We start from the raw sequence: 21340 nt of genomic DNA on the forward strand, positions 1-21340 counted from the left end.
CAGCGTGGGCGCCCCTTTCGTTTCGGGCACACCCCATTTCGGGCCCATCTCCCAGGCTCCGCCCGCATAAGCTGCGCACCCTGCGACATGCGCCCCCTTGCACTTTTGCTGAAGCATGGTGACATTGGGTCGTAACCGGGAGTCTCCGCTCCGGAGGCACCCACCCCGAAAACCAGCTTGCTGGTTTGCAGGACCCGGCGAAGGCCGGAAGTCAGGAAGGTCAGATGCCCTCGTTTTCCCGAGACCTTGAATCCACTCTCCACAATGCGCTGGCCGAAGCCAGCCGCCGTCGCCACGAATATGCGACCCTGGAGCACCTGCTGCTCGCCCTCATTTCCGACACCCATGCCTCCGTGGTGATGAAGGCCTGCGGCGTCGATCTCGAGGAACTCTCCGCGCAGGTCACCCGCTACCTCGACACCGAACTGGGCAGCCTGAAGGCCGACTCGTCGGTCGATCCCTCGCCCACCGCCGGCTTCCAGCGCGTCGTGCAGCGCGCCATCCTGCACGTGCAGTCGTCCGGCCGCGAGGAAGTGACCGGCGCCAACGTCCTCGTCGCCCTGTTCTCCGAGCGCGAGAGCCACGCCGTCTATTTCCTGCAGCAGCAGGACATGACCCGCCTCGACGCCGTTTCCTACATCAGCCACGGCATCGCCAAGACGGCCGGCATGAGCGAATCCAAATCGCCCAAGGGCGCCGAGGAACAGACCGAGCAGCGCGAGGAAAAACGCGAAGGCCGCCAGAAGCAGCCGGAATCGGCGCTGAAGCAGTTCACCGTCAACCTCAACGACAAGGCGAAATCCGGAAAGATCGATGTCCTCATCGGCCGCGAGGCCGAGGTGGACCGCACTATTCAGATCCTCTGCCGCCGTTCGAAGAACAACCCGCTCTATGTGGGCGATCCCGGCGTCGGCAAGACCGCCATTGCCGAGGGCCTCGCCCGCAAGATCATCGAGGGCAATGTCCCCGACGTGCTGAAGCCCGCCGTCATCTACGCGCTCGACATGGGCGCGCTGCTCGCCGGCACCCGCTATCGCGGCGACTTCGAGGAGCGGCTGAAGAATGTCGTGTCCGAGCTGGAAAAATTGCCCCACGCCATTCTCTTCATCGACGAAATCCACACGGTGATCGGCGCCGGCGCAACGTCCGGCGGCGCAATGGATGCCTCCAATCTGCTGAAGCCCGCGCTCAGCGGCGGCAGCATCCGCTGCATCGGCTCCACCACCTACAAGGAATTCCGCAACCACTTCGAGAAGGACCGCGCCCTGCTCAGGCGCTTCCAGAAGATCGACGTGAACGAGCCGACGGTCGAGGACACCATCAAGATCCTCACCGGCCTGAAGCCCGCCTTCGAAAAGCACCACAAGGTGCGCTACACCCCCGACGCCATAAAGTCGGCGGTAGAGCTCTCCGCGCGCTACATCAACGACCGCAAGCTGCCGGACAAGGCGATCGACGTCATCGACGAGTCCGGCTCGGCGCAGATGCTGGTGACAGAGGCCAAGCGCAAGCGCGTCATCGGTGTGAAGGAAATCGAGGCTGTCGTCGCCACCATGGCGCGCATCCCGCCGAAATCCGTCTCCACCGACGACAAGAAGGTGCTGCAGAACCTGGACGCCGAGCTGAAGCGCGTCGTGTTCGGGCAGGACAAGGCGATCGATCTGCTGGCAAGCGCCATCAAGCTCAGCCGTGCGGGCTTGCGCGAACCGAACAAGCCGATCGGCAACTATCTCTTCTCCGGCCCCACCGGCGTCGGCAAGACGGAAGTCGCCCGCCAGCTCGCCTCGATCCTCGGCATCCCGCTCACCCGCTTCGACATGTCGGAGTATATGGAGCGCCACTCGGTCAGCCGCCTTATCGGCGCGCCTCCGGGCTATGTCGGCTTCGACCAGGGCGGCCTTCTCACCGATGCCGTCGATCAGAACCCGCACAGCGTGCTGCTGCTGGATGAAATCGAAAAGGCCCACCCGGACCTCTTCAACATCCTGCTGCAGGTGATGGACAACGGCAAGCTGACCGACCACCACGGCAAGACGGTGGATTTCCGCAACACCATCCTCATCATGACCACCAATGCAGGCGCCGCCGACATGGCGCGCGAAGGCATCGGCTTCGGCGCCACCCAGCGCGTCGGCGAGGACGAGGAAGCGATCAAGCGGATGTTCACGCCGGAGTTCCGCAACCGTCTCGATGCAACGGTGCCGTTCGATTACCTGCCGCCATCGATCGTGGCGCGCGTCATCGACAAGTTCATCCTCCAGCTGGAGCTGCAGCTGGCCGAGCGCGACGTCCATATCGCGCTGGAAGACGATGCCAAGGACTGGCTGATCGAGCGCGGCTACGACAAGCTCTATGGCGCGCGTCCGCTGGGCCGCCTCATTCAAGAGGCGATCAAGCGCCCGCTCGCCGACGAGCTGCTCTTCGGCAAGCTGGTCAACGGCGGCGAGGTCCGCGTCCATGTGAAGGACGACAGGCCCGCCTTCGAGATCATCCCGGCGGCACCCAAGCCAAAGCGGAAGAAGAAGGTGGCCGCACTCCCGGCACCGTCCACCGACGAAGCGTAGGACGTGAACCCATAAACGGAAGGCATTTTGACGCGGTTTTCAGCCCCGAGACGAGTGAGCAAGCGCAGTCCGGCTACCTGAAGGTAGCTGGCAAGCGCAGCGAGCGCTGGATCGGGTCTGAAAACCGCGCCTTCGGTGGGCCAGGCAGGCGAAATCAACGCCGTCGCCGTCCTCACCGGGGGGCAAAGCCCCGCTTTCGGCCGCCGCCAACGCCGATTTCGCCTGCCTGACCCATCAAAACGCCTTCCGTTTATGGGTTCACGTCCTAGGAACCTCAGCCTGGCTGCCCGGTTAAACCCGGGTAGCCAGCAAGGAGGAAACCATGCCGACCCCGCAGCAACTGGAAGAAAATTTCTGGAAGGCGCTGAAATCCGACCGGACCGTGATGCTCGGCATCGACCGGTTCGAGGATCACGTCCGCCCGATGACCGCCATGTTCGAGGAGGCCGGCGGCCCGATCTGGTTCTTCACGTCCAGGGAAAACACGATCGTCGAACATGCCGGCAAGGCCAGCCCCGCCACCGCGACCTTTGCAGCCAAGGATCACAAGCTGTTCGCCACCATCGAAGGCCGCCTGCAGGTGGACATGGATCGGGCGGTGATCGACCGCCTGTGGAACCCATTCATCGCCGCCTGGTACGAAGGCGGCAAGGAAGACCCCAAGCTGGTCCTCCTTCGCTTCGACGCGGACGAGGCAAAGATCTGGGAAAACGAGAACAACCTGTTCGCCGGCCTGAAGATGCTGCTCGGCGTCGACCCCAAGAAGGATTATGCCGACAAGGTTGCCACTGTCGCGCTCTGACGGCGCAAGGGTCGTGCGGGTGGCCAAGAGCTCAGCGCTCATTGAGATGTCCTATTCGGCATGTTAGCTTATCGCTATGCGTGTGACATCGTCTAACCGTTCGAAGGGCGCTTCCCGCCGATATGCGTCGGCCCCCTGCGCTCGCCTGAGAGCGCAGGGGCTGCGTCGCGTGGAGCTCTGGGTTCCCGATATGCATTCGACGCGCTTCGCGGCGGCTCGGTTCCGAACGATGGCTCAGCGGCAAAGCGCTCGGGCGGCCATCGCCGATGACGTGTACGATGATCAGCTGTTCGTGGAAAATCTCGCCGACTGGGACGAATAAGTGCGGCGTGGCAGTGTCGTCACCGTTGCAGGTGGCGGAGATTTTACGGGCAAGCCGAGACCAGCCATTATTGTTCAGGCCGATGCGTTCCACCTCACCGGATCGGTCACGCTCTGCCCACTTACCACGACAGACATAGATGCACGACTTTTTCGTATCGCGATTTCTCCCAATGCCGAAAACGGACTGAAGGCGCACTCCTGGGCCATGACCGACAAGTTGGTGACCGTTCGTCGGGAGCGCGTCCACTCCGTGATCGGCCATATCACCGACGGCGAGTTGCTGCAGCTGAGCCGAGCGATGATTGTCTTTCTTGGCCTCGCCTGAGGTGCGCAGCTTGCCCCGAATCGCCTTTCCCGCTAAAGGCCCCCGCTTCGCGAACCGGCACACCCTGGAGGTGTCGGGCGAAATTAGTTGGAGAAGAACATGTCTGATGTGCTGACGCTCACCGCCGAAGCACGCGACCGGGCGGGCAAGGGAGCCTCTCGGGCGGTGCGGCGGGAAGGCCGCGTTCCGGCGGTAATCTATGGCAACAAGGAAGCTGCTATCAGCATCCACGTCGAGGAAAAGCTTCTGACGAAGCTGCTCCACACGGGCCATTTCATGAATTCGGTCGTCGAGATCCAGCTCGACGGCAAGACCCACCACACGCTTCCGCGTGACGTGCAGTTCCACCCCGTCAACGATCGTCCGATCCACGTGGATTTCCTCCGCGTCACCGACGATTCGCTGATCACCGTCAACGTGCCGGTCGTATTCGAGAACGAGCATGCCTCGCCCGGCCTGAAGCGTGGCGGCGTGCTCAACGTGGTCCGCCACGAGGTCGAGCTGCGCTGCCCGGCCGGTTCGGTGCCGCACGACATCGTCGTCGACGTCACCGGCTTCGATGTGGGCGATTCGATCCACATCTCGGTGGTGAAGCTGCCCAAGGGCGTGAAGACGGTCATCGACCGCGACTTCACCATCGCCACCATCGTTGCGCCATCGGGCCTGAAGAGCCAGGAAGACGCAGCCGAGGGCGAAGCAGCCGCTTAAGACCGAAGCCCTTCGATGAAAGCCTATCGCCCGGCGGTACGCCGCAAGCGCGACCGCGCGCCGGCCGATAGGCCGAACTCGATGCGCCTTGCGCATCGAGCCATGGCGTAAGACATGCTGGTATTCGCCGGGCTGGGCAATCCCGGCCCGGCCTATGCCCAGCATCGCCACAATGTCGGCTTCATGGCGGTGGACGTGATCCATCACGCCCACGGCTTTTCGCCGTGGAAAGCCCGCTTCCAGGGCGTCACGGCCGAAGGCCGGCTCGGCACGCACAAGGTCGTCCTGCTGAAACCGATGACCTTCATGAACGAAAGCGGCCGCTCGGTCGGCGAAGCACTGCGCTTCTTCAAGCTCGGCCCCGATGCCCTCACCGTCTTCCACGACGAGCTCGACCTCGACCCCTTCCGCGTGAAGGTGAAGACCGGCGGCGGCGCGGCCGGCCAGAACGGCATCCGCTCCATCAGCCAGCACGTCACGCCCGATTTCCGCCGCGTCCGCATCGGCATCGGCCACCCGGGCCACAAGGATCGCGTCACCCCGCACGTGCTCGGCAATTTCGCGAAAACCGAAGAACGGCCCCTCGTCGAGACGCTCGCCGACATCGCCGATCTCGCCCCCATCCTCGCCGACGGCGACGATGCCCGCTTCATGAGCGACCTGGCGCTCCGGCAGCAGCCATGACCGACATTCTCCGCCTGGCGACCGAGGCCGATTCCGACGCGCTCGCCAGCCTCATCCGCCGCTCCGCGCACGAGCTGCAGGCAGCCGACTATCCCCCCGAAGTGCTGAACGTCGCGGTCGGCACTGCCTTCGGCCTCGATCCCATGCTGATCGCCGACGGCACCTATTTCCTCATCGAGCGCGACGGCGAGGCCATAGCCTGCGGCGGCTGGAGCTTCCGCGCGAAAACCTATGGCGGCGCCGACCATCTGGCAGACGCCACGGCCCGCATGCAGCCCGGCATCGACGCCGCCCGCATCCGCGCCTTTTTCGTTTCCCCCGATCACGCCCGGCAGGGCCTCGGCGGCCGCCTGCTCGATGCCTGCGAAGACGCCGCGCGCGGCGCCGGATTCACCCACGCCGAAATGGTGGCGACACTGGCCGGCGAAAGGCTCTACAGCCGCCGCGGCTGGGTGATCGATCGATCCTACACCGAAACACTGCCCGGCGGCGTCCAGCTCCCGGTGATACGCATGACAAAGCGGCTCGACCGCACAGGAGATGAATAATGGGATTCCGCTGCGGCATCGTCGGCCTTCCGAACGTCGGCAAGTCCACGCTCTTCAACGCGCTCACCGAAACGGCAGCGGCGCAGGCGGCCAACTACCCCTTCTGCACCATCGAGCCCAATGTCGGCAACGTCGGCGTCCCCGACGTCCGCCTCGATGAAATCGCAAGGATCGCCGGCTCGGCCAAGACCATCGAAACCCAGCTCGGTTTCGTCGACATCGCCGGCCTCGTCCGCGGCGCCTCCAGGGGCGAAGGGCTGGGCAACCAGTTCCTCGCCAACATCCGCGAAGTCGATGCCATCGTCCATGTGCTGCGCTGCTTCGAGGACGACGACATCACCCATGTCGAAGGCAGGATCGACCCCGTCGCAGACGCCGAAACCGTCGAGACCGAGCTGATGCTCGCCGATCTCGAAAGCCTCGAACGCCGCGTCCCGGCGCTCGCGAAGAAGGGCCAGGGTGGCGACAAGGACGCGAAAACTGCAGCCGTCGCCCTGCAAAAGGCGCTCGATCTGCTGCGCGACGGCAAGCCCGCCCGCCTCGCCGTCGCCGCCGACGCGGACGAAAAGCGCCATCTCGCGCAGGCCCAGCTGCTCACCGGCAAGCCCGTCCTCTACGTCTGCAACGTCGACGAAGCCTCGGCCGCCACCGGCAATGCCTTCTCCGAACGCGTCGCCGCCATGGCCAGGGCGCAGGGCGCCGGAGCCGTCGTCATCTCCGCCGCCATCGAAGCCGAAATCGTCACCATGGAAGCGGCCGACCGCCCCGAGTTCCTGGAAGCCCTCGGCCTCGCCGAAACCGGCCTCGCCCGCATCATCCGCGCCGGCTACGAGCTTCTGCACCTCCTCACCTTCTTCACCGCAGGCCCCAAGGAAACCCGCGCCTGGACGGTGGAAAAGGGCGCCACCGCCCCCAACGCGGCCGGCGTCATCCACAGCGATTTCGAAAAGGGCTTCATCCGCGCCGAAACCATCGCCTACGCCGATTTCGTCGCGCTCGGAGGCGAGGCCAAGGCCCGCGAAGCCGGCAAGCTGCGCGCCGAAGGCAAGACCTACATCGTCCAGGACGGCGATGTGATGCACTTCCTCCACAGTAATTAAGGAAATTTCCCGGCCACTGGAAAATACTGCACCCCCAATTGATTGTGATCTATTGGGGTGGACAAGGACAAATGGCGGGGGGCAGCCAAAGTGGCAATCAGACGTCTGCTTGCATTGGTTGCCGTATGGACTGCCGCTACCGCGCAGGCCCAGGAAACGACCTCCATCTACGAGCCGATCGGCACGGCCACGGGCGACAGGTCGCTGCTGGAGGATGTAGGCCAGTATGGCATTCCCGATCCGGTCCCCCGGCAAGAGGAGCGGAAAAAGCCCGACCCCTTCCGCATCAGCGTGGTCGCCATCGGCGACTACACCACCTTCGGGCAAGATGACGCCAGCGTCGACCAGTTGGGCGTGCAGGAGGACAAGTGGCAGATCCGCGCGCTTCGGCTCAGCTTCCTCGGCACCTTCGGCAGCGGCGATTTCAAGCTCTCCTACCAGGTCTCGGGCGAATACAAGGGCTTCGATAGCGATCCCAACGAAGACTGGCAGATGACCGACATCAGCATCACCCTCGCCAAGGGGGACAGGTCGAAGCTGACACTGGGCAAGACAAAGGAAACCTTCGCCTACGAGATGGTCGGCGATTCCGCCAACCTGCCGGTGGTCGAGCGGGTGCTGTCGCCCTTCTATGTGTCGCGCAACACCGGCGCGCGCTTCACCCATGTCTGGGGGCCGAACAAGCGCGGGACATTGTCGTTCGGCGTCTACAACGACGATTGGGACATCGACACCAAGAAGTCGGCGCGGCGCGGAGTGGACAGCTCCGTCCGCCTGACGGCGCTCGTCTGGGACGATCCCGCAGACGACAGCCACTATCTGCACGTGGGCGCGAGCTTCCGCAACGTCGCCTCCAAAGGCGAGCTTCGCTACAGGGGGCGGCCCGGCACAAACGCCTCCGACAATTTCATCGACACCGGCAGCTTCGACGCGGACGGCGCCCTGCACATGGGCCTGGAAGCCATGCTCGCGCTGGGGCCGATATCGGTCCAGGGCGAATATACCACTGCCTGGGTCGATGCGCCGACGATGGGCAATCCCAGTTTCGACGGCTGGTACGTCACGGGAAGCTGGATCCTCACCGGAGATCACCGCCCCTACGACCGCAATGTCGGCTATGCCCGGCGCGTGGTTCCCAAGGGCCGCTGGGGCGCGCACGAACTGATTGCCCGCTGGTCCGATGTCGACCTGCGCGACAGCCAGGTGGATGGCGGCCGTTTCCGCCGGATCGACGCCGGCTACAACTGGTGGGCCACCCAGCGCTGGAAATTCGGCCTCCACTACGGCCATGTCTGGCTCGACCGCTTCGGCGAGCGGGGGCAGACCGACACACTGATGACCCGGCTGCAATGGGTTTATTGATCCTCGCCGATTGTGCCGCTTCGCCATAGTCCGCTAAACTCGCACCCATGGGGGCAGTCGAACGGGCAACGGCGCTGAAAAGCGAGCTGGAGGCGTCGCTTCTGCGGCTGTCGATCTGGGCGACCGTCCTCATCGCGGCGCTGGGCGTCATCTTCGGCCTGCTCTCCGGATCGCTCGCCATCCTGTTCGATGGCCTGTTTTCGCTGGCGGACGCGGGCGTCACATGGCTGATGCTGGTGGTCGCCCGCCTCGTGGCACAGGAAAGCAACCAGAAGTTCCAATACGGCTACTGGCACCTCGAACCCTTGGTGGTCGCCCTGAAGGCGGCCGTGTTGATGACGCTCGTCGCCTTCGGCTTTCTCGGCGCCCTGCAGAGCATTCAGACGGGCGGCCACACGCCCGATCTCGGCCCTGCCATCGGCTATGCCGGGATCGTCGTGGTCATCTGCATCGCCACATGGTTCTGGATGCGGCGCCAGAACGAACGCATCGGCTCCTCCCTGGTCGCGCTCGACATGAAGGCGTGGGCCATGTCGGGCATCATCACCGCCGCCCTGCTCCTGGCCTTCGGCACCGCATGGGCGATGCGCGGCACGCAGCTGGAACCGTGGATCCCGTATGTCGATCCGGCGATCCTCGCCATCCTCTCGCTTGCGATCCTGCCGGTGCCGTGGAAAGACGCGCGCCTCGCCTTCCGCGACATCTTCGGCATCGTCCCCGCAGAACTGGACGCGCATGTACATAAGGTGATGGACGCATTCGTCGCCCGCCACGGCTACGCCGGCTATGAAAGCTATGTCACCACCACCGGCCGCGCCCGTTTCATCGAAATATCCGTGCTGGCAAAACCCGGAATGCCCCCCCGCACCATCGAATATTATGACGATCTGCGCTATGAAATCGGCGATGCCATCGGCGATCGCGGGCCGGACCGCTGGCTTACCATCATCTTCACCGCCGACCCGACAGAGCTATGAGGCATCTGCCGATGCTGCCAAACCAGCAGCCTTGCCGAAAACCCATGCGGAAGCTTCCTACAGCCCCAGTTCCCGTGCCCCCGGAAAAGGCAATGGCTGGTGCGTCGCCGCCATCACCAACCCGCCTGCCGCCAGATGGGCCGCCACGGCGTCCAGCAGGCGCATCTCCGATGCTGCGTCCAGCGTGCTCGACGGCTCATCCAGCAGCCACAGTTTCGCCCCGCTGGCGATCGTCCGCGCCAGCGCAACCCGCTGCCGCTGCCCTGAGGACAGTTGCCCGCAGCGAAACTCCATCAGCGCCGTAACCGCCATCGCCTCGGCCGCCGCCTGCAAGGTTCCCGCGCCCGCCCCATCCAGCCCCGCCCAGAAGGCGAGCTCGGCCGCAACCGTCCGATCCGGTTTCAACGCCGGTTCGCTCGCCAGCAGCGCCGTCGCAAACGGGTTCGCCACGACACCCTCGGAAGCCTCCAGCAACCCGGCCACCAGCCGCAGCAACGACGATTTCCCGGCCCCGTTCCGCCCGGTCACCAGCAAGGCCTCCCCCGGCCGCACGCTGAACGACAGCTGCTCGAACAACAGCCTCCCGCCGCGAACGAGTGCCAGCTTCTCCGCGTGCAGGCATTCGGCACTTGCCATCAGCGCAGGCCTTCCCTATGGCCCGTGCCTCGTCGGGGCGTAGCGCAGCCTGGTAGCGCATCAGACTGGGGGTCTGAGGGTCGCAGGTTCGAATCCTGTCGCTCCGACCATTTTCTCACAGACCACCATCGGTGACGACAGGATTTGCCAAAGCAATCCTGTCGCTCCGTTGCGCTGTCCTTGGTCACAACCCCACCCAGGCCCCGCGCGACGCCAGCGCCGCCTCGATAAACCGCATCCCCCGCACGCCGTCCGCATATCCCGGCGCCAGCGACGCCTCGCCGCGAACCGCCCGCGCCGCCTCCGCATAGAGGCCCGCAAAGGCGTCGGTGAAGCACGCATCCCAGCGCTCCATCGGCACCGCCTGCGCGGCGCCCACAAACTCCGCCACCTCCAGCAGTTGCAGCTCCTCCGGCGAATCCAGCCGCCAGCGCAGGCTCCGCCTGCTCCCTGCCAGCCACATCTCCAGCCCCTTGCCGCCACCCGGCACCACCTGGCTCACCCACAGGCTGCCGCGCGCCCCTCCGGCAAAGCGCCACAGCGTCGTCGCGTCCGTCGGCAGCGGCAGATGAAAGCCGGAAACCTCCGCGTTCAACTCGATCACCCGGTCGCCTGTCACAAATTCCGCTAGATGGATGCAGTGCGTGCCCAGATCGCCCAGCGTCCCGCCCGGCCCGGACCGCAGCGGGTCCGCCCGCCACCCCTCGGCCGCGCCGGGCTTCAGCCGGCCATCCTGCGCCCAACCGATCCGCACCAGCTGCAACTCGCCCAGAGCCCCCTCCGCCACCAGCCGACGCGCCTCGCGCACCGCCGGATAGGCAGAATAATTATAGGTCACCACAAACGGCCGCGCAGGCGCCCAATCCGCCACCTCCGCCAACGTCCGCGCCAGCGGCTTGTCGCAGATCACCGCCACGCCCGCCGCATCGAAGGCGCGCGCCATCTCCATATGCAGATGGTTCGGCGTGACAATGCTCACCGCCTCCAGCCCGGCCGACAGCAGCTCCCGCCAGTCCGAAGTCACCGGGCAACCCCAGTCAGTCGTCGCCGCCACCTCCGGCCGAGACGAGGGCGCGGCCCTCACCAGCTCGAAGGCCCCCGATTGCCGCGCTGCCGCCAGATGCACCGGCCCGATCTTCGCCCCGCCCCCGCCGCCAACCATGCCCCAGCGGATCAAAGCCCGGCCTCGCGATTCAACCGGGCCAGTTCGACATATCCGGCAGTCCCCAACGCATTGCGCGCAACCTCCTCGTCGCTCAGCAGCCGCACCTTTTTCGCCGGCCGGCCCAGCCACAATTCGCGCGGCCCGATCACCTTCCCCGGAGACAGCAGGGCGCCCGCCCCCAACATTCCCTCCGGCTCGATCACGCAGCCATCCATCACCACCGCGCCCAGCCCCACGAAACTGCGGTCCATCAACGTGCAGCCGTGCACGATAGCCAGATGCCCCACCAGCACCTCGTCGCCGATATGCGTCGCCGCGGTCCCACGCGACACATGCACGATGCTGCCGTCCTGGATGTTGGAACGCGCCCCGATGCGGATCGGCATCACGTCACCGCGCACCACCACGTTGAACCACAGCGACGATCCCGGCCCCATCACCACATCGCCCTGCACCTGCGCACCGGGCGCAACCCAGGCGGTCGGATCGATCCGCGGCAGCACGCCATTGAAGGGATGCACGGGCATCAGCCGTTCTTCACATAGACGATATGCCGCTTCAGCGGGCTTTCATCCGGCACCCTTGGATGATCGAAATCCATCTCTGTCGCACGCACCATGCCCAGCCGCTGCATCACCGCCTCCGAAGGCGTATTGGTGACGGCGGTATAGGCAAGGATGCGGTCCAATCCCTTCACATCAAAGCCATAGGACAGCGCCGTGGCCCCGGCTTCGCTTGCATAGCCCTGACCCCAGGCGTGGCGCGCCAGCCGCCAGCCCACTTCCCACATGCCGAACAGCGGCAGATCCTCGTGCCCGATCCGGTTCAGCCCGGCAAAGCCGAGGAACCGGCCATCGGCCTTGCGCTCCAGCGCCCAGAAGCCGACGCCATGCTCGGCAATCGAGCGATTCACCCGCTCCATGGCCGCATCCGCTTCCTCACGGGAGAGCGTCGCCGGGAAATGCTGCATGACCGCCGGGTCCGCATTCATCGCCGCCCAGGGCTCGCCGTCCGCTTCCCGGAAGGCCCGCAGGATCAACCGCTCCGTCTCGATCATCCCCGTTCCTTCCCATAGGCCACATGCCGGCGCGCAAAATGCCCCTCGGGCACTTCGGGATGCTCGAAATCCCATCCGTCCAGCCGACGCATCCCCAACCGCTCCATCAATCCCCAGCTCGGCGCGTTGGTCTCAGCGGTGATCGCAATCACCCGCGGCGCCAGCTCCAGCCCCCAGGCCATCGCCGCGCTCGCCGCCTCCAGGGCATAGCCCTTCCCCCAGCAGTCCTGCCGAAACAGCCAGCCGATCTCCACATCGTCTGCCCGCGCACCCGGCAGCACCTCAGGCGGCAGGGTAATCGGCTTCAGCCCGCAATTGCCGATGATGGCGCCGTCTTCCTTCCGCACCACCGCCATGAAACTATATCCCAGCTCCCGCCGGAAGCGCTCCATGCGTTCCAGCCGCTCCACACTGTCGTCCAGCAGCTCCGTCTTCCCGAAATGGCGCATCAGCACCGGGTCCAGGCTGAAGGATGCCAGCACCGGCAGATCGGCATCGGTCCACGGCCGCAGCAGCAGCCGGCCGGTTTCCATCAGGGAAACAACGGGGCCGCTTCCAGCCCCATCGTCTCGGGCAGGCCGAACATCACGTTCATGTTCTGGATCGCCTGTCCCGAAGAGCCCTTCACCAGATTGTCGATGGCGGCGACCACGATGGCCCGGCCCGGCACCCGGTCGGCAAAGACGTTCACCACCATATGATTGGAACCGCGCACCATCCGCGTCGCCGGCGCCAGACCCTCGGGCAGCACATGCACGAACGGCTCCTCCGCATAACGCGCGTCCAGGCACTGGCGCAGGTCGGCAACCGTGCGTCCGTCCGCCAGCTCGACGATGATGGTTTCCAGTTCGCCCCGGTTCATCGGCAGCAGGTGCGGCACGAAGCTGATCGTAACGCCCGCGCCAAACGCCTTGCCCAGTTCCTGCTCGATCTCCGGCATATGCCGGTGCCCGCCCAGCCCATAGGGCGCCACCGCCTCGGAGACTTCGGCGAACAGGTTGGTTTCCTTCAGGCCCCGTCCGGCGCCGGTGACGCCGGAAAGCGCATTGATGGTGATGTTACGCTCCCGGATCAGCCCGGCCTCCGCCAGCGGCAGCAGCGACAGCAGCGCCGCCGTCGGATAGCAGCCCGGGCAAGCCACCAGATTCGCATCGCGCAGCTTCGGCCGCGCCATTTCCGTCAGCCCATAGACCGCCCGCGACAGCAGCTCCGGCGCGGGATGCGTCACCCCATACCACTCGCCATAGGTTTCGGCATCGTTCAACCGGAAGTCGGCGGAAAGGTCGATGATGCGCGTATCCGTCAGCGTCGAAAGCAATTCGGCAGAGGCGGCATGCGGCAAACAGCCAAAAACCGCGTCGATCCCGCTCCAGTCCACCGCGTCGGCGCGCACCAGCGTCGGCAAGTGCAGATAGGGCGCGAAATGCGGCCAGATGCCGGCCATCGTCTGCCCCGCTTTCTGGTTCGCCGCCAGCGCCACCACTTCCACCCGCGGGTGCGTCAACGCCAGGCGCACCAGATCGGCCCCCGTATACCCCGAAGCCCCCAGAACCGCGATCCGAACCTTGTCTGTCATGCGATCCGTCCTAGAACATGTCCCACGCGGATGTAATCATCCGAATGGGAATGCCGGGCAAAAACCGCAGGCCTATTGCTCGAACCCGAAGATCTTCAGAACCGGCAGCACCGAGGCAAATTCGTCGGTCCATGCCGGCACATCGTCACGCGCGGGAACCGGCAGCCAATCCGCGCTGTCCGCCGTCGCCTCGGTAAAGCGCGTCATCGCCGCGTCGTCCCGCGTCAGCGCGATCCAGATGGAGGGGTTATAGCTTTCCATCTTGTCCGCGTCGGAGGGCACATAGGTCCGCATGCGCGCAGTCATGCCGATATCTCTGGCAAGCGCCGCCACCACCGGCCGCAGGTCCATAAAGCGGTTCGACACATGCACCAGCAGCACGCCATTTGGCGACAGCGTCCGCCGATAGGTCTCGAACGCCTCCTTCGTCAGCAGGTGCAGCGGAATCGCGTCAGAGGAAAAGGCGTCAACCGCCAGGATGTCGAAGCGCGATGCAGGCTCTTCGGCCAGCTTCAGCCGCGCATCCCCCAGCACGATCCGCACATCCGGCTTGCACTGGCTGATGAACGAGAACACGGCCGGGTCCGTCGCCAGCTCCACCATCAGCGGATCGATCTCGAAGATGGTCCAGTTCTCGCTCGGGGTCGCATAGCAGCTGAGGCTGCCCGTGCCCAACCCCACCACGCCGATCCGGGCGTTGGCACCAAACAGGCTCGGCGCCGTCCGCATCGCCAGCCCCACGCCACTTTCCGGCGCATAATAGGTGAGCGGCATGCGCGATTTCGCCGGATCCAGCGATTGCGCCCCGTGCAGCGTCGTTCCGTGCAGCAGCCTCCGCGTCTGCGTCGACTTGCTGTTCTGGATGGTATAGACGCCGAAGAAGCTGCGCTGCCGCGCCTTCTCGATGGTGGAAATGTCGATTTGCTGCCAGCCGCCCAGCGCCAGCATCAGCATCGCCAGCGTCCAGGTGAACATGATCGGGCGCCCGATCGCCAATATGCCCAGCCCCACCAGCGCCAGCAGCCCCAGCGTCTGCAGCAATGTCGGATCGACGATGTTGAACGAAGCGCCCAGCCACCAGCCCAGGATCAACGTCACCACCGGCGTCAGGATGCGCAACGCCCGCGACGCCAGCCCCTTGCCCTTCCACAGGTCGCCGATCCATTTCCGGAGCGGCGGCATCGGGATCAGCAGCGCCGCCGCCAGCAGCAGGATCGGATGCTCATACACCCAGTCGAACAGCTGCGGCGCGATCAGCGCCGGGAACAGTCCGCCCACCACGCCGCCGGCCGACATCCACAGATAGAATTCCGTCAGCTTGCCGGCCGGCGGACGATCCGCCGCCAGCGTTCCGTGCAGCGCTGTCGCCACCACCAGCAGCGTCAGCAGGGAGGCAAGCCCATAGAAAGTCGTCGCCTGGCCAACCGCCAGCATGCCCAGCGCGCTGAACATCAACGCCGCCGGCGAGATGGCAATCGCCAATCTGGTCGCCAGCGCGCCCCTCGCCGAGAAAACCAGGATGAAGCTGATCAGATAGGCCGCCAGCGGCAGCACCCACAGCAACGGCATCGCCATGATATCCGTGGTGATATGCGTGGTCGTGCTCAGCATCAGCCCCGACGGCACCGCTGCCAGCAGCACCCAATGCAGGCGCCGGCCCCAGGTCACCGGCCGCGCTCCGCGCTCGGAAACCGTATCGGGCGCCGTCGCCGGGGCGCGCACGCCTGATTTCACCACCATCACCCCGCCCAGCGCCACCAGCCCCAGCAGCGCCAGATAGCCGACCGACCAGAAATTCTGCTGGAAGGGCAGCCCGGTAAAGGGCTCCAGCACGAACGGATAGGCGAGAAGCCCCAGCAACGATCCCGCATTCGACGCCGAATAGAGGAAATAGGGGCTGGCCGCCGCCGGGTCGGGCGACCGCGCAAACCAGGCCTGCATCAAGGGCGCCTGCGCCGAAACCGCGAAGAATACCGGCCCGATGGACATCGCCAACAACTGCAGCAGCCAGAAGGCGGCTGCATTGCCGGTATCGGCGCCACCCAGCGACGCAATTCCAATCGGCAAGGTCAGCGCCGCTACTGCCAGCACCCCCACATGCGTGATCGCCTGCACCCGAAACGGGAAGCGCTGCAGCACATGCGCATAGCCATAGCCCAGCAGCAGCGTCGCCTGATAGAACAGCATCGCCGTGTTCCAGACGCTCGGCGAACCGCCCAGCACCGGCAACACCGCCCGCGCAAACAGCGGCTGGATCAGGAACAGCAGGAAACTGCCCAGAAACACGATTCCGGTGAACAACGGCCTGATCGGCAGGCGCGTGGCAATGCCCGGAGCAGCATCTTCCGGAGCAGTCATGGCATGCATAAACGCGGGACCCCCTATGGGAATAATTCTATTTGTTCTTGTTTCCAGCCCTCATGCTGCAACAGCCAGGCCTTGGCTGCAAGGCCCCCTGCATAGCCGGTGAGGCTGCCATCGGCGCCGATCACCCGATGGCACGGCACCACGATCGCCAGCGGGTTGCGGCCGTTCGCCGTTCCCACCGCCCGTGCATTCGGTCCCGGCCCCGATGCAGCCCCGCCCAGGGCGCGCGCAATATCGCCATAGCTGCGCGTTTCGCCCGCCGGAATCCGTCGCAGCTCCGCCCAGACGGCGCGCTCGAACGCACTGCCGAAACTGCCGGTCCGCAAACCCTCCAGCGCCCGCAGCTCTCCGGCAAAATAGGCCGCAAACGCATCGGCCAGCTCACGCGGCGTCTCGCCCGGCACCGGCTCGCCCAATCCGAACCGGTCCAGGCTCTTCTGCACCCGCGCCGGATCGGTGCGGAATTCAGCCGCCCACAGCACGCCGTCTGCATCGTGCACCAGCGCCATCGTCCCCACAGGCGTGGCGATGGAGGACAAGCGCCGCGTCAGGCCGGCACCCCGAACAGGTCGAACTCGTCGGCGTCCTCGATCAGCACCTTCAGGATATCGCCGGGCCTGGCATCGGGCGCATCGCGCAGCAGCACATGCCCGTCGATCTCCGGCGCATCCGCCTTCGAACGCGCCGTCACGCCACCCTCGCCGTCCGCCTCATCGACGATCACGTCCAGCGTCCGCCCGATCTTCGCCTGCAGCTTTGCTGCAGAGATTGCTGCGGCCTTTTCCATGAAGCGGTCGCGCCGTTCCTCGCGCACGTCGCGCGGCAAGGCGCCGGGCAATTCGTTCGCCGCTGCACCCGACACAGGCTCATAGGCAAAGCAGCCAACCCGATCCAGCTGCGCCTCGTCCAGCCAATCCAGCAGATACTGGAAGTCCGCCTCCGTCTCCCCCGGATAGCCCGCGATGAAGGTGGAACGGATGGCGATATCGGGCGCAATCGAACGCCAGTGCGCAATGCGCTCCAGCACCTTCGCCTCGTTCGCCGGCCGCCGCATGCTGCGCAGCACATTGGGCGAGGCATGCTGGAACGGAATGTCCAGATAGGGCAGGATCAACCCCTCCGCCATCAGCGGGATCAACTCGTCGACGCTGGCATAGGGATAGACATAGTGCAGCCGCACCCAAACTGGATCATGGGGGGCACCTAGCTTACCCAATTCCCGAGCAAGATCCGTGATATGCGCCCGCTGCTCGTCCTTGCCGAAACGCGCATGCCTGAGGTCGCGCCCATAGGCCGACGTGTCCTGGCTGATCACCAGCAGTTCCCGGGTCCCGGCCGCCACCAGCTTCTCCGCCTCGCGCAAAATCCCGTCCGGCCGCCGCGAAACCAGATCGCCGCGCAGGCTCGGAATGATGCAGAAGGCGCAGCGGTGGTTGCAGCCCTCGGAAATCTTCAGATAGCTGTAGTGCCGCGGCGTCAGCTTCAAACCGGCGTCCGGCACCAGGTCCAGAAACGGCTGCGGCGGCATCGGCGCCGCCTCGCGCACGGCGCCCACCACCTGCTCATATTGCTGCGGTCCGGTCACCGCCAGCACCTGCGGAAACCGCTCGGTAATCTGCGCCGCTTCCGCGCCCATGCAGCCCGTCACCACCACGCGTCCGTTCTCGGCAATCGCCTCGCCGATCGCCTCCAGGCTCTCCGCCTTGGCGCTGTCCAGGAAACCGCAGGTGTTCACGATCACCACATCCGCCCCGGCATAGTCCGGAGACAGGCGATACCCCTCCGACCTGAGCGAGGTCAGGATGCGCTCGGAATCGACCAGCGCCTTGGGGCAGCCAAGCGAAACCATCCCCACGGTCTTGGGGGCAACAAGGTCAACAACGTCGGTCATGGCTCTCAGGAAGATCCAATTTTCATCAGCATCAGCACTTCCTTGCGGCTGCGCTCGTCATCACGGAAAACTCCCATCATCCGGCTCGTCGTCATCGTCACGCCAGAGGTATGAACCCCGCGCGCCGACATGCAGGCATGCGTCGCCTCGATCACCACGGCCACCCCGCGCGGATCGAGCCCGGCCTGGATGGTATCGGCAATCTCGGCGGTCAGCCGTTCCTGCACCTGCAGCCGCCGGGCAAAACCCAGCGCCACGCGGGCCAGCTTGGAGATGCCCACCACCCGATCGCTCGGCAGATAGGCAATGTGAATCTTGCCGATGATCGGCGCCATATGATGTTCACAATGGGACTGAAACGGGATGTCGCGCAAAAGCACGATCTCGTCATAGCCCCCCACCTCTTCAAAGGTGCGCGCCAGATGCGCCATCGGATCAACCTGATAGCCCTCGAAATACTCGCGATAGGCGCGCGCCACGCGCCCCGGCGTATCGATCAGCCCCTCGCGCGCCGGATCATCCCCCGCCCAGCGGATCAACGTCCGAACGGCCTCCAGCACCTCGGTCGGAATGGCCGCATCGCGGTCCGCTCCGTTCAGGGTTTCATCGTCGTGAAGGTGAAAATCCGCCATTGCCCGCCAATCCGTTAAGGCGCCTATCTAGGGACAAGGCGCCAACGGGGCAATGCCGGCCATCTTGCACCGCCCAGACCCCTGCCCTATGGCGCCCCGACGGCCGGCTTAGCTCAGTTGGTAGAGCACCTGATTTGTAATCAGGGGGTCGCGGGTTCGATTCCTGCAGCCGGCACCATTTCACGTCCGCCGACGTCCACCCGTGTCATTGCAACCCACGGAAAACAGGCGTATTTTCCTACATATCGGCCAGTGAAGTTCGCTGACGTCCAGCTGCAGCCAACGTCATTTGGGGGCCACTTTTGGGGCCTTTTGGGGGCCAAATTGGGGGCCACTTTTTGCCTCCCGATTCTGTGGCCCCCAAATCGAGGTTTTTATGTGGGAGTTCAGATTGTTATGGCGCTCACGGAAATCGCAATTCGGGCCGCAAAAGGGCGTGAAAAGCCGTATAAAATGACCGATAGTGGGGGCCTGTATCTGCTGGTGCAGCCAAACGGCTCCAAATACTGGCGGCAAAAGTACCGGAGGCTTGGCCGTGAGGGAAAGCTAAGTATCGGAAATTACCCGGATATCAGCCTTCGGGAAGCCCGAAAAAGGAGCGTGGCGGCCAAGGAGCAACTGGCAGCACACAAAGACCCGGTACGGGAAAAACAGAAGGCAATTCAGGAAGCGCAGCTGCTCGCAACAAACACGTTCGAGCTGGTTGCCGCTGAATATTGTGAGCGACGCAGGACGGATGGGTACAGGCCGTGGGCTCCTGCCACGGCTAAGCGCTGCACGTTTCTGCTGGCCCATCTGCATGGCTCAATCGGGCACCTGCCTGTGACGGACATCGCACCGATCGATGTGCTCAAGGCATGTCGCAAGCTGGAGAAGCGTAAGAAGCTGGAGAGTGCCCGTCGAGCCCTTCAACTGGCCAGCGCCGTATTCCGCTATGCAGTCGCCACTGCGAGACTTCCATCGGACCCTACTCGGGATTTGAAGGGGGCGCTCGCAACGCCGCGGGTCACCCATTATGCCGCGATCCTGGAGCCTGACGGTGTCGGCGAATTGCTGCGCGCAATCGACGGCTATGAAGGGTTTGGTATCACCAAGCAGGCGTTGCAGCTGGCAGCGCACACATTCGTTCGACCGGGCGAACTCCGCCATGCCGAATGGAAGGAGATCGATTTCGAAACCTCTGTGTGGACGATACCGGCGCAGAAGATGAAAATGCGCAAGCCACACCATGTCCCGCTTTCACGACAATCGCTTGAGCTGCTGAAAGAGATGCGGTCGATTACGGGGTACTCTGGTTACGTGTTCCCGTCAGTGCGCAGCCGGAAGCGACCCATGAGCGAAAACACCATCAATGGTGGCCTCAGGCGTCTTGGCTACAAGAGCGAGGAAATGACGGGACACGGCTTCCGGGCAATGGCCAGCACGTTGCTCAATGAATCCGGAAAATGGTCGTCGGACGCGATCGAGCGGGCACTTGCCCATGGCGACAAGGACAGGATCCGGGCGGCCTATCACCGGGGCGCGCATTGGAAGGAGCGGGTCGAGATGGCACAATGGTGGTCGGACTATCTGGACGAATTGCGCGAAGAAGGGCGGGATGAGCGCAAAAGCTCCAGAAAGGCCGGTGGCAAACGTTGATTGCTTTTTGACCTTCACATTTCGCCAACATCTCGGACATTCGCGCCGCTTATTCCCCCACCCGGAACCGGTCATTCATTCAGATTGTTCGAACTGATTTCGTGCAGGCGTTACGTGTCGTGAGCGTCGCCATCTCCGCGGTGTACATGAGCCTGCGTGTCGTAGGCACGGGTAGGTCGTTGCCAGCGTCTTGCGGAAGCTCTCTGGGTCGCACTTGCTCCCGAAGTACGGGTTATGTTACAGCATTCTGCAGTTGGTGATTGAGATAGCGTGCCGCCGAACCCACCCAAGCGCGCAATTCAGCAATTGAAGCCGGCGAATTTGCGTGGGTGGTGCAATCATTGTGGTCGCCCTTCCAGCCCTCGCCCTTCATCCAGCCGATGGCGGCAGCGGGTAAATGAAGGTGGGATAGCCAGGTCTTGCACGCAGGCGCTTTCTCCTCGTTCAGTTCAGCCAAATCAATAACCTGCGGTTCGGTGGGAATCGCAGGCGCAGCCGAGAAGCCGGGCATTGCATCTACTTGCCAATGTGGATGTGCATGGACCAACGCCTCAAATGATCCGGAATCGCTGCGCCCAACCCATTCTAAGCGCAACAGTTGACGTGCGTCGCCTTCGATTTCGAGTTTCCTGCTGCCCGGCCGCTTGCGGCCTGAAAACACAATGATCTGCGCGCTGCAAAAGCGAAACTTCTTGCCCGAGCCCGCCCAATCAAATGAGACCCCGACCATCAACACCTCGCTGCGATCCATCGGGACCGGGAACACGTCGATATCGTTTCCCCGCAGATTGCGAGCTCGGGCACCATACTCCGAGTTGTCCACCAGACGATAACTGTCCACGGTCTGGGCGCCCATGGCCGCGTATTTCTGGCAATTGAGGTGCCGGTTGTTGCCGAGCTCGAAGGCGGTCCGGACATCGCCCCCGATGGACGTGTGAAACTGATGCAGCTCCTTCTGATCGACAATCAGCGGCTTTTCCATGT

At 64.5% G+C, this 21340-nt stretch carries 22 protein-coding genes and 2 tRNA genes; 13 read left to right on the forward strand and 11 right to left on the reverse strand.

Annotated features, from left to right (window positions below; all coding sequences use genetic code 11):
* Positions 1-224 precede the first annotated feature (224 nt).
* The 10 genes from clpA (at position 225) to IM784_RS08140 (ending at position 9394) form a co-directional block, all read left to right on the forward strand.
* Positions 225-2564, forward strand: coding sequence for an ATP-dependent Clp protease ATP-binding subunit ClpA (gene clpA, locus IM784_RS08095; protein ID WP_199554814.1), 2340 nt, complete (start codon positions 225-227; stop codon positions 2562-2564).
* Positions 2565-2886: 322 nt separating this feature from the next.
* The gene (locus IM784_RS08100) at positions 2887-3366 is read left to right on the forward strand and encodes a pyridoxamine 5'-phosphate oxidase family protein (protein WP_199554815.1); all 480 of its coding nucleotides are present in this window, start codon (positions 2887-2889) and stop codon (positions 3364-3366) included.
* 76 nt (positions 3367-3442) lie between these two features.
* Complete coding sequence (locus IM784_RS17420; protein ID WP_268920826.1) at positions 3443-3688, forward strand: antitoxin MazE-like protein; 246 nt, start codon at positions 3443-3445, stop codon at positions 3686-3688.
* A complete protein-coding gene (locus IM784_RS08110; protein ID WP_199554817.1) occupies positions 3689-4015 on the forward strand; it encodes a type II toxin-antitoxin system PemK/MazF family toxin in 327 nt (108 codons plus the stop codon).
* Between the two features lie 99 nt (positions 4016-4114).
* Positions 4115-4723 (forward strand): 50S ribosomal protein L25/general stress protein Ctc, encoded by a 609-nt coding sequence (locus IM784_RS08115; RefSeq protein ID WP_199554818.1) that lies wholly within the window; start codon positions 4115-4117, stop codon positions 4721-4723.
* A 114-nt stretch (positions 4724-4837) separates the two neighbouring features.
* Positions 4838-5407: an aminoacyl-tRNA hydrolase gene (gene pth, locus IM784_RS08120; protein ID WP_199554819.1), complete on the forward strand. Its 570-nt coding sequence runs from the start codon at positions 4838-4840 to the stop codon at positions 5405-5407.
* Positions 5404-5955 (forward strand): GNAT family N-acetyltransferase, encoded by a 552-nt coding sequence (locus IM784_RS08125; RefSeq protein ID WP_199554820.1) that lies wholly within the window; start codon positions 5404-5406, stop codon positions 5953-5955. The genes pth and IM784_RS08125 overlap by 4 nt, the downstream gene beginning before the upstream one ends.
* Complete coding sequence (gene ychF, locus IM784_RS08130) at positions 5955-7055, forward strand: redox-regulated ATPase YchF (protein WP_199554821.1); 1101 nt, start codon at positions 5955-5957, stop codon at positions 7053-7055. The genes IM784_RS08125 and ychF overlap by 1 nt, the downstream gene beginning before the upstream one ends.
* Positions 7056-7145: 90 nt before the next feature.
* Complete coding sequence (locus IM784_RS08135; protein WP_199554822.1) at positions 7146-8417, forward strand: OprO/OprP family phosphate-selective porin; 1272 nt, start codon at positions 7146-7148, stop codon at positions 8415-8417.
* A gap of 47 nt (positions 8418-8464) precedes the next feature.
* Positions 8465-9394, forward strand: a complete 930-nt coding sequence (locus IM784_RS08140) for a cation diffusion facilitator family transporter (protein ID WP_199554823.1) — start codon at positions 8465-8467, stop codon at positions 9392-9394.
* 57 nt (positions 9395-9451) lie between these two features.
* Here IM784_RS08140 and ccmA read toward each other — a convergent pair whose 3' ends face one another.
* Positions 9452-10030 (reverse strand): heme ABC exporter ATP-binding protein CcmA, encoded by a 579-nt coding sequence (gene ccmA / locus IM784_RS08145; protein ID WP_199554824.1) that lies wholly within the window; start codon positions 10028-10030, stop codon positions 9452-9454.
* 33 nt (positions 10031-10063) lie between these two features.
* Between ccmA and IM784_RS08150 the strand changes: the two genes are divergently transcribed.
* Positions 10064-10140: transfer RNA gene (locus IM784_RS08150), tRNA-Pro, on the forward strand.
* Between the two features lie 74 nt (positions 10141-10214).
* Here the strand turns inward: IM784_RS08150 and IM784_RS08155 are convergent.
* The 9 genes from IM784_RS08155 to folE form a co-directional block, all read right to left on the reverse strand.
* Positions 10215-11192, reverse strand: coding sequence for a Gfo/Idh/MocA family protein (locus IM784_RS08155; protein ID WP_199554825.1), 978 nt, complete (start codon positions 11190-11192; stop codon positions 10215-10217).
* 11 nt (positions 11193-11203) lie between these two features.
* Positions 11204-11722 carry a gamma carbonic anhydrase family protein gene (locus IM784_RS08160; protein WP_199554826.1) on the reverse strand — a complete coding sequence of 173 codons (519 nt, stop codon included), beginning with the start codon at positions 11720-11722 and terminating at the stop codon, positions 11204-11206.
* Complete coding sequence (locus tag IM784_RS08165; RefSeq protein ID WP_199554827.1) at positions 11722-12252, reverse strand: GNAT family N-acetyltransferase; 531 nt, start codon at positions 12250-12252, stop codon at positions 11722-11724. Before IM784_RS08165 ends, IM784_RS08160 begins: the two co-directional genes overlap by 1 nt.
* Complete coding sequence (locus IM784_RS08170) at positions 12249-12785, reverse strand: GNAT family N-acetyltransferase (protein WP_199554828.1); 537 nt, start codon at positions 12783-12785, stop codon at positions 12249-12251. The genes IM784_RS08165 and IM784_RS08170 overlap by 4 nt, the downstream gene beginning before the upstream one ends.
* Positions 12785-13828, reverse strand: a complete 1044-nt coding sequence (argC, locus tag IM784_RS08175) for an N-acetyl-gamma-glutamyl-phosphate reductase (RefSeq protein ID WP_199554829.1) — start codon at positions 13826-13828, stop codon at positions 12785-12787. Before argC ends, IM784_RS08170 begins: the two co-directional genes overlap by 1 nt.
* Positions 13829-13900: 72 nt before the next feature.
* Positions 13901-16186: a spermidine synthase gene (locus IM784_RS08180; RefSeq protein ID WP_199554830.1), complete on the reverse strand. Its 2286-nt coding sequence runs from the start codon at positions 16184-16186 to the stop codon at positions 13901-13903.
* Between the two features lie 23 nt (positions 16187-16209).
* Positions 16210-16734: a methylated-DNA--[protein]-cysteine S-methyltransferase gene (locus tag IM784_RS08185; protein ID WP_235976695.1), complete on the reverse strand. Its 525-nt coding sequence runs from the start codon at positions 16732-16734 to the stop codon at positions 16210-16212.
* Between the two features lie 8 nt (positions 16735-16742).
* Positions 16743-18086, reverse strand: a complete 1344-nt coding sequence (gene rimO, locus IM784_RS08190) for a 30S ribosomal protein S12 methylthiotransferase RimO (RefSeq protein WP_235976702.1) — start codon at positions 18084-18086, stop codon at positions 16743-16745.
* A 5-nt stretch (positions 18087-18091) separates the two neighbouring features.
* Positions 18092-18718 carry a GTP cyclohydrolase I FolE gene (gene folE / locus IM784_RS08195; protein WP_199554831.1) on the reverse strand — a complete coding sequence of 209 codons (627 nt, stop codon included), beginning with the start codon at positions 18716-18718 and terminating at the stop codon, positions 18092-18094.
* Between the two features lie 102 nt (positions 18719-18820).
* On the opposite strand from folE, the gene IM784_RS08200 reads away from it, so the two are divergent.
* Together IM784_RS08200 and IM784_RS08205 are read left to right on the forward strand one after the other, a co-directional pair.
* A tRNA-Thr gene (locus tag IM784_RS08200) sits at positions 18821-18896 on the forward strand.
* Positions 18897-19114: 218 nt separating this feature from the next.
* Positions 19115-20356 (forward strand): tyrosine-type recombinase/integrase, encoded by a 1242-nt coding sequence (locus IM784_RS08205; RefSeq protein WP_199554832.1) that lies wholly within the window; start codon positions 19115-19117, stop codon positions 20354-20356.
* A 232-nt stretch (positions 20357-20588) separates the two neighbouring features.
* Here IM784_RS08205 and IM784_RS08210 read toward each other — a convergent pair whose 3' ends face one another.
* Entirely contained in the window at positions 20589-21338 is a 750-nt protein-coding gene (locus IM784_RS08210) for a hypothetical protein (RefSeq protein WP_199554833.1), read from the reverse strand.
* Positions 21339-21340: the final 2 nt, after the last annotated feature.

The sequence above is a fragment of the Sandaracinobacteroides hominis genome (genome assembly GCF_016464365.1).
In the GTDB taxonomy this organism is placed as follows: domain Bacteria; phylum Pseudomonadota; class Alphaproteobacteria; order Sphingomonadales; family Sphingomonadaceae; genus Sandaracinobacteroides; species Sandaracinobacteroides hominis.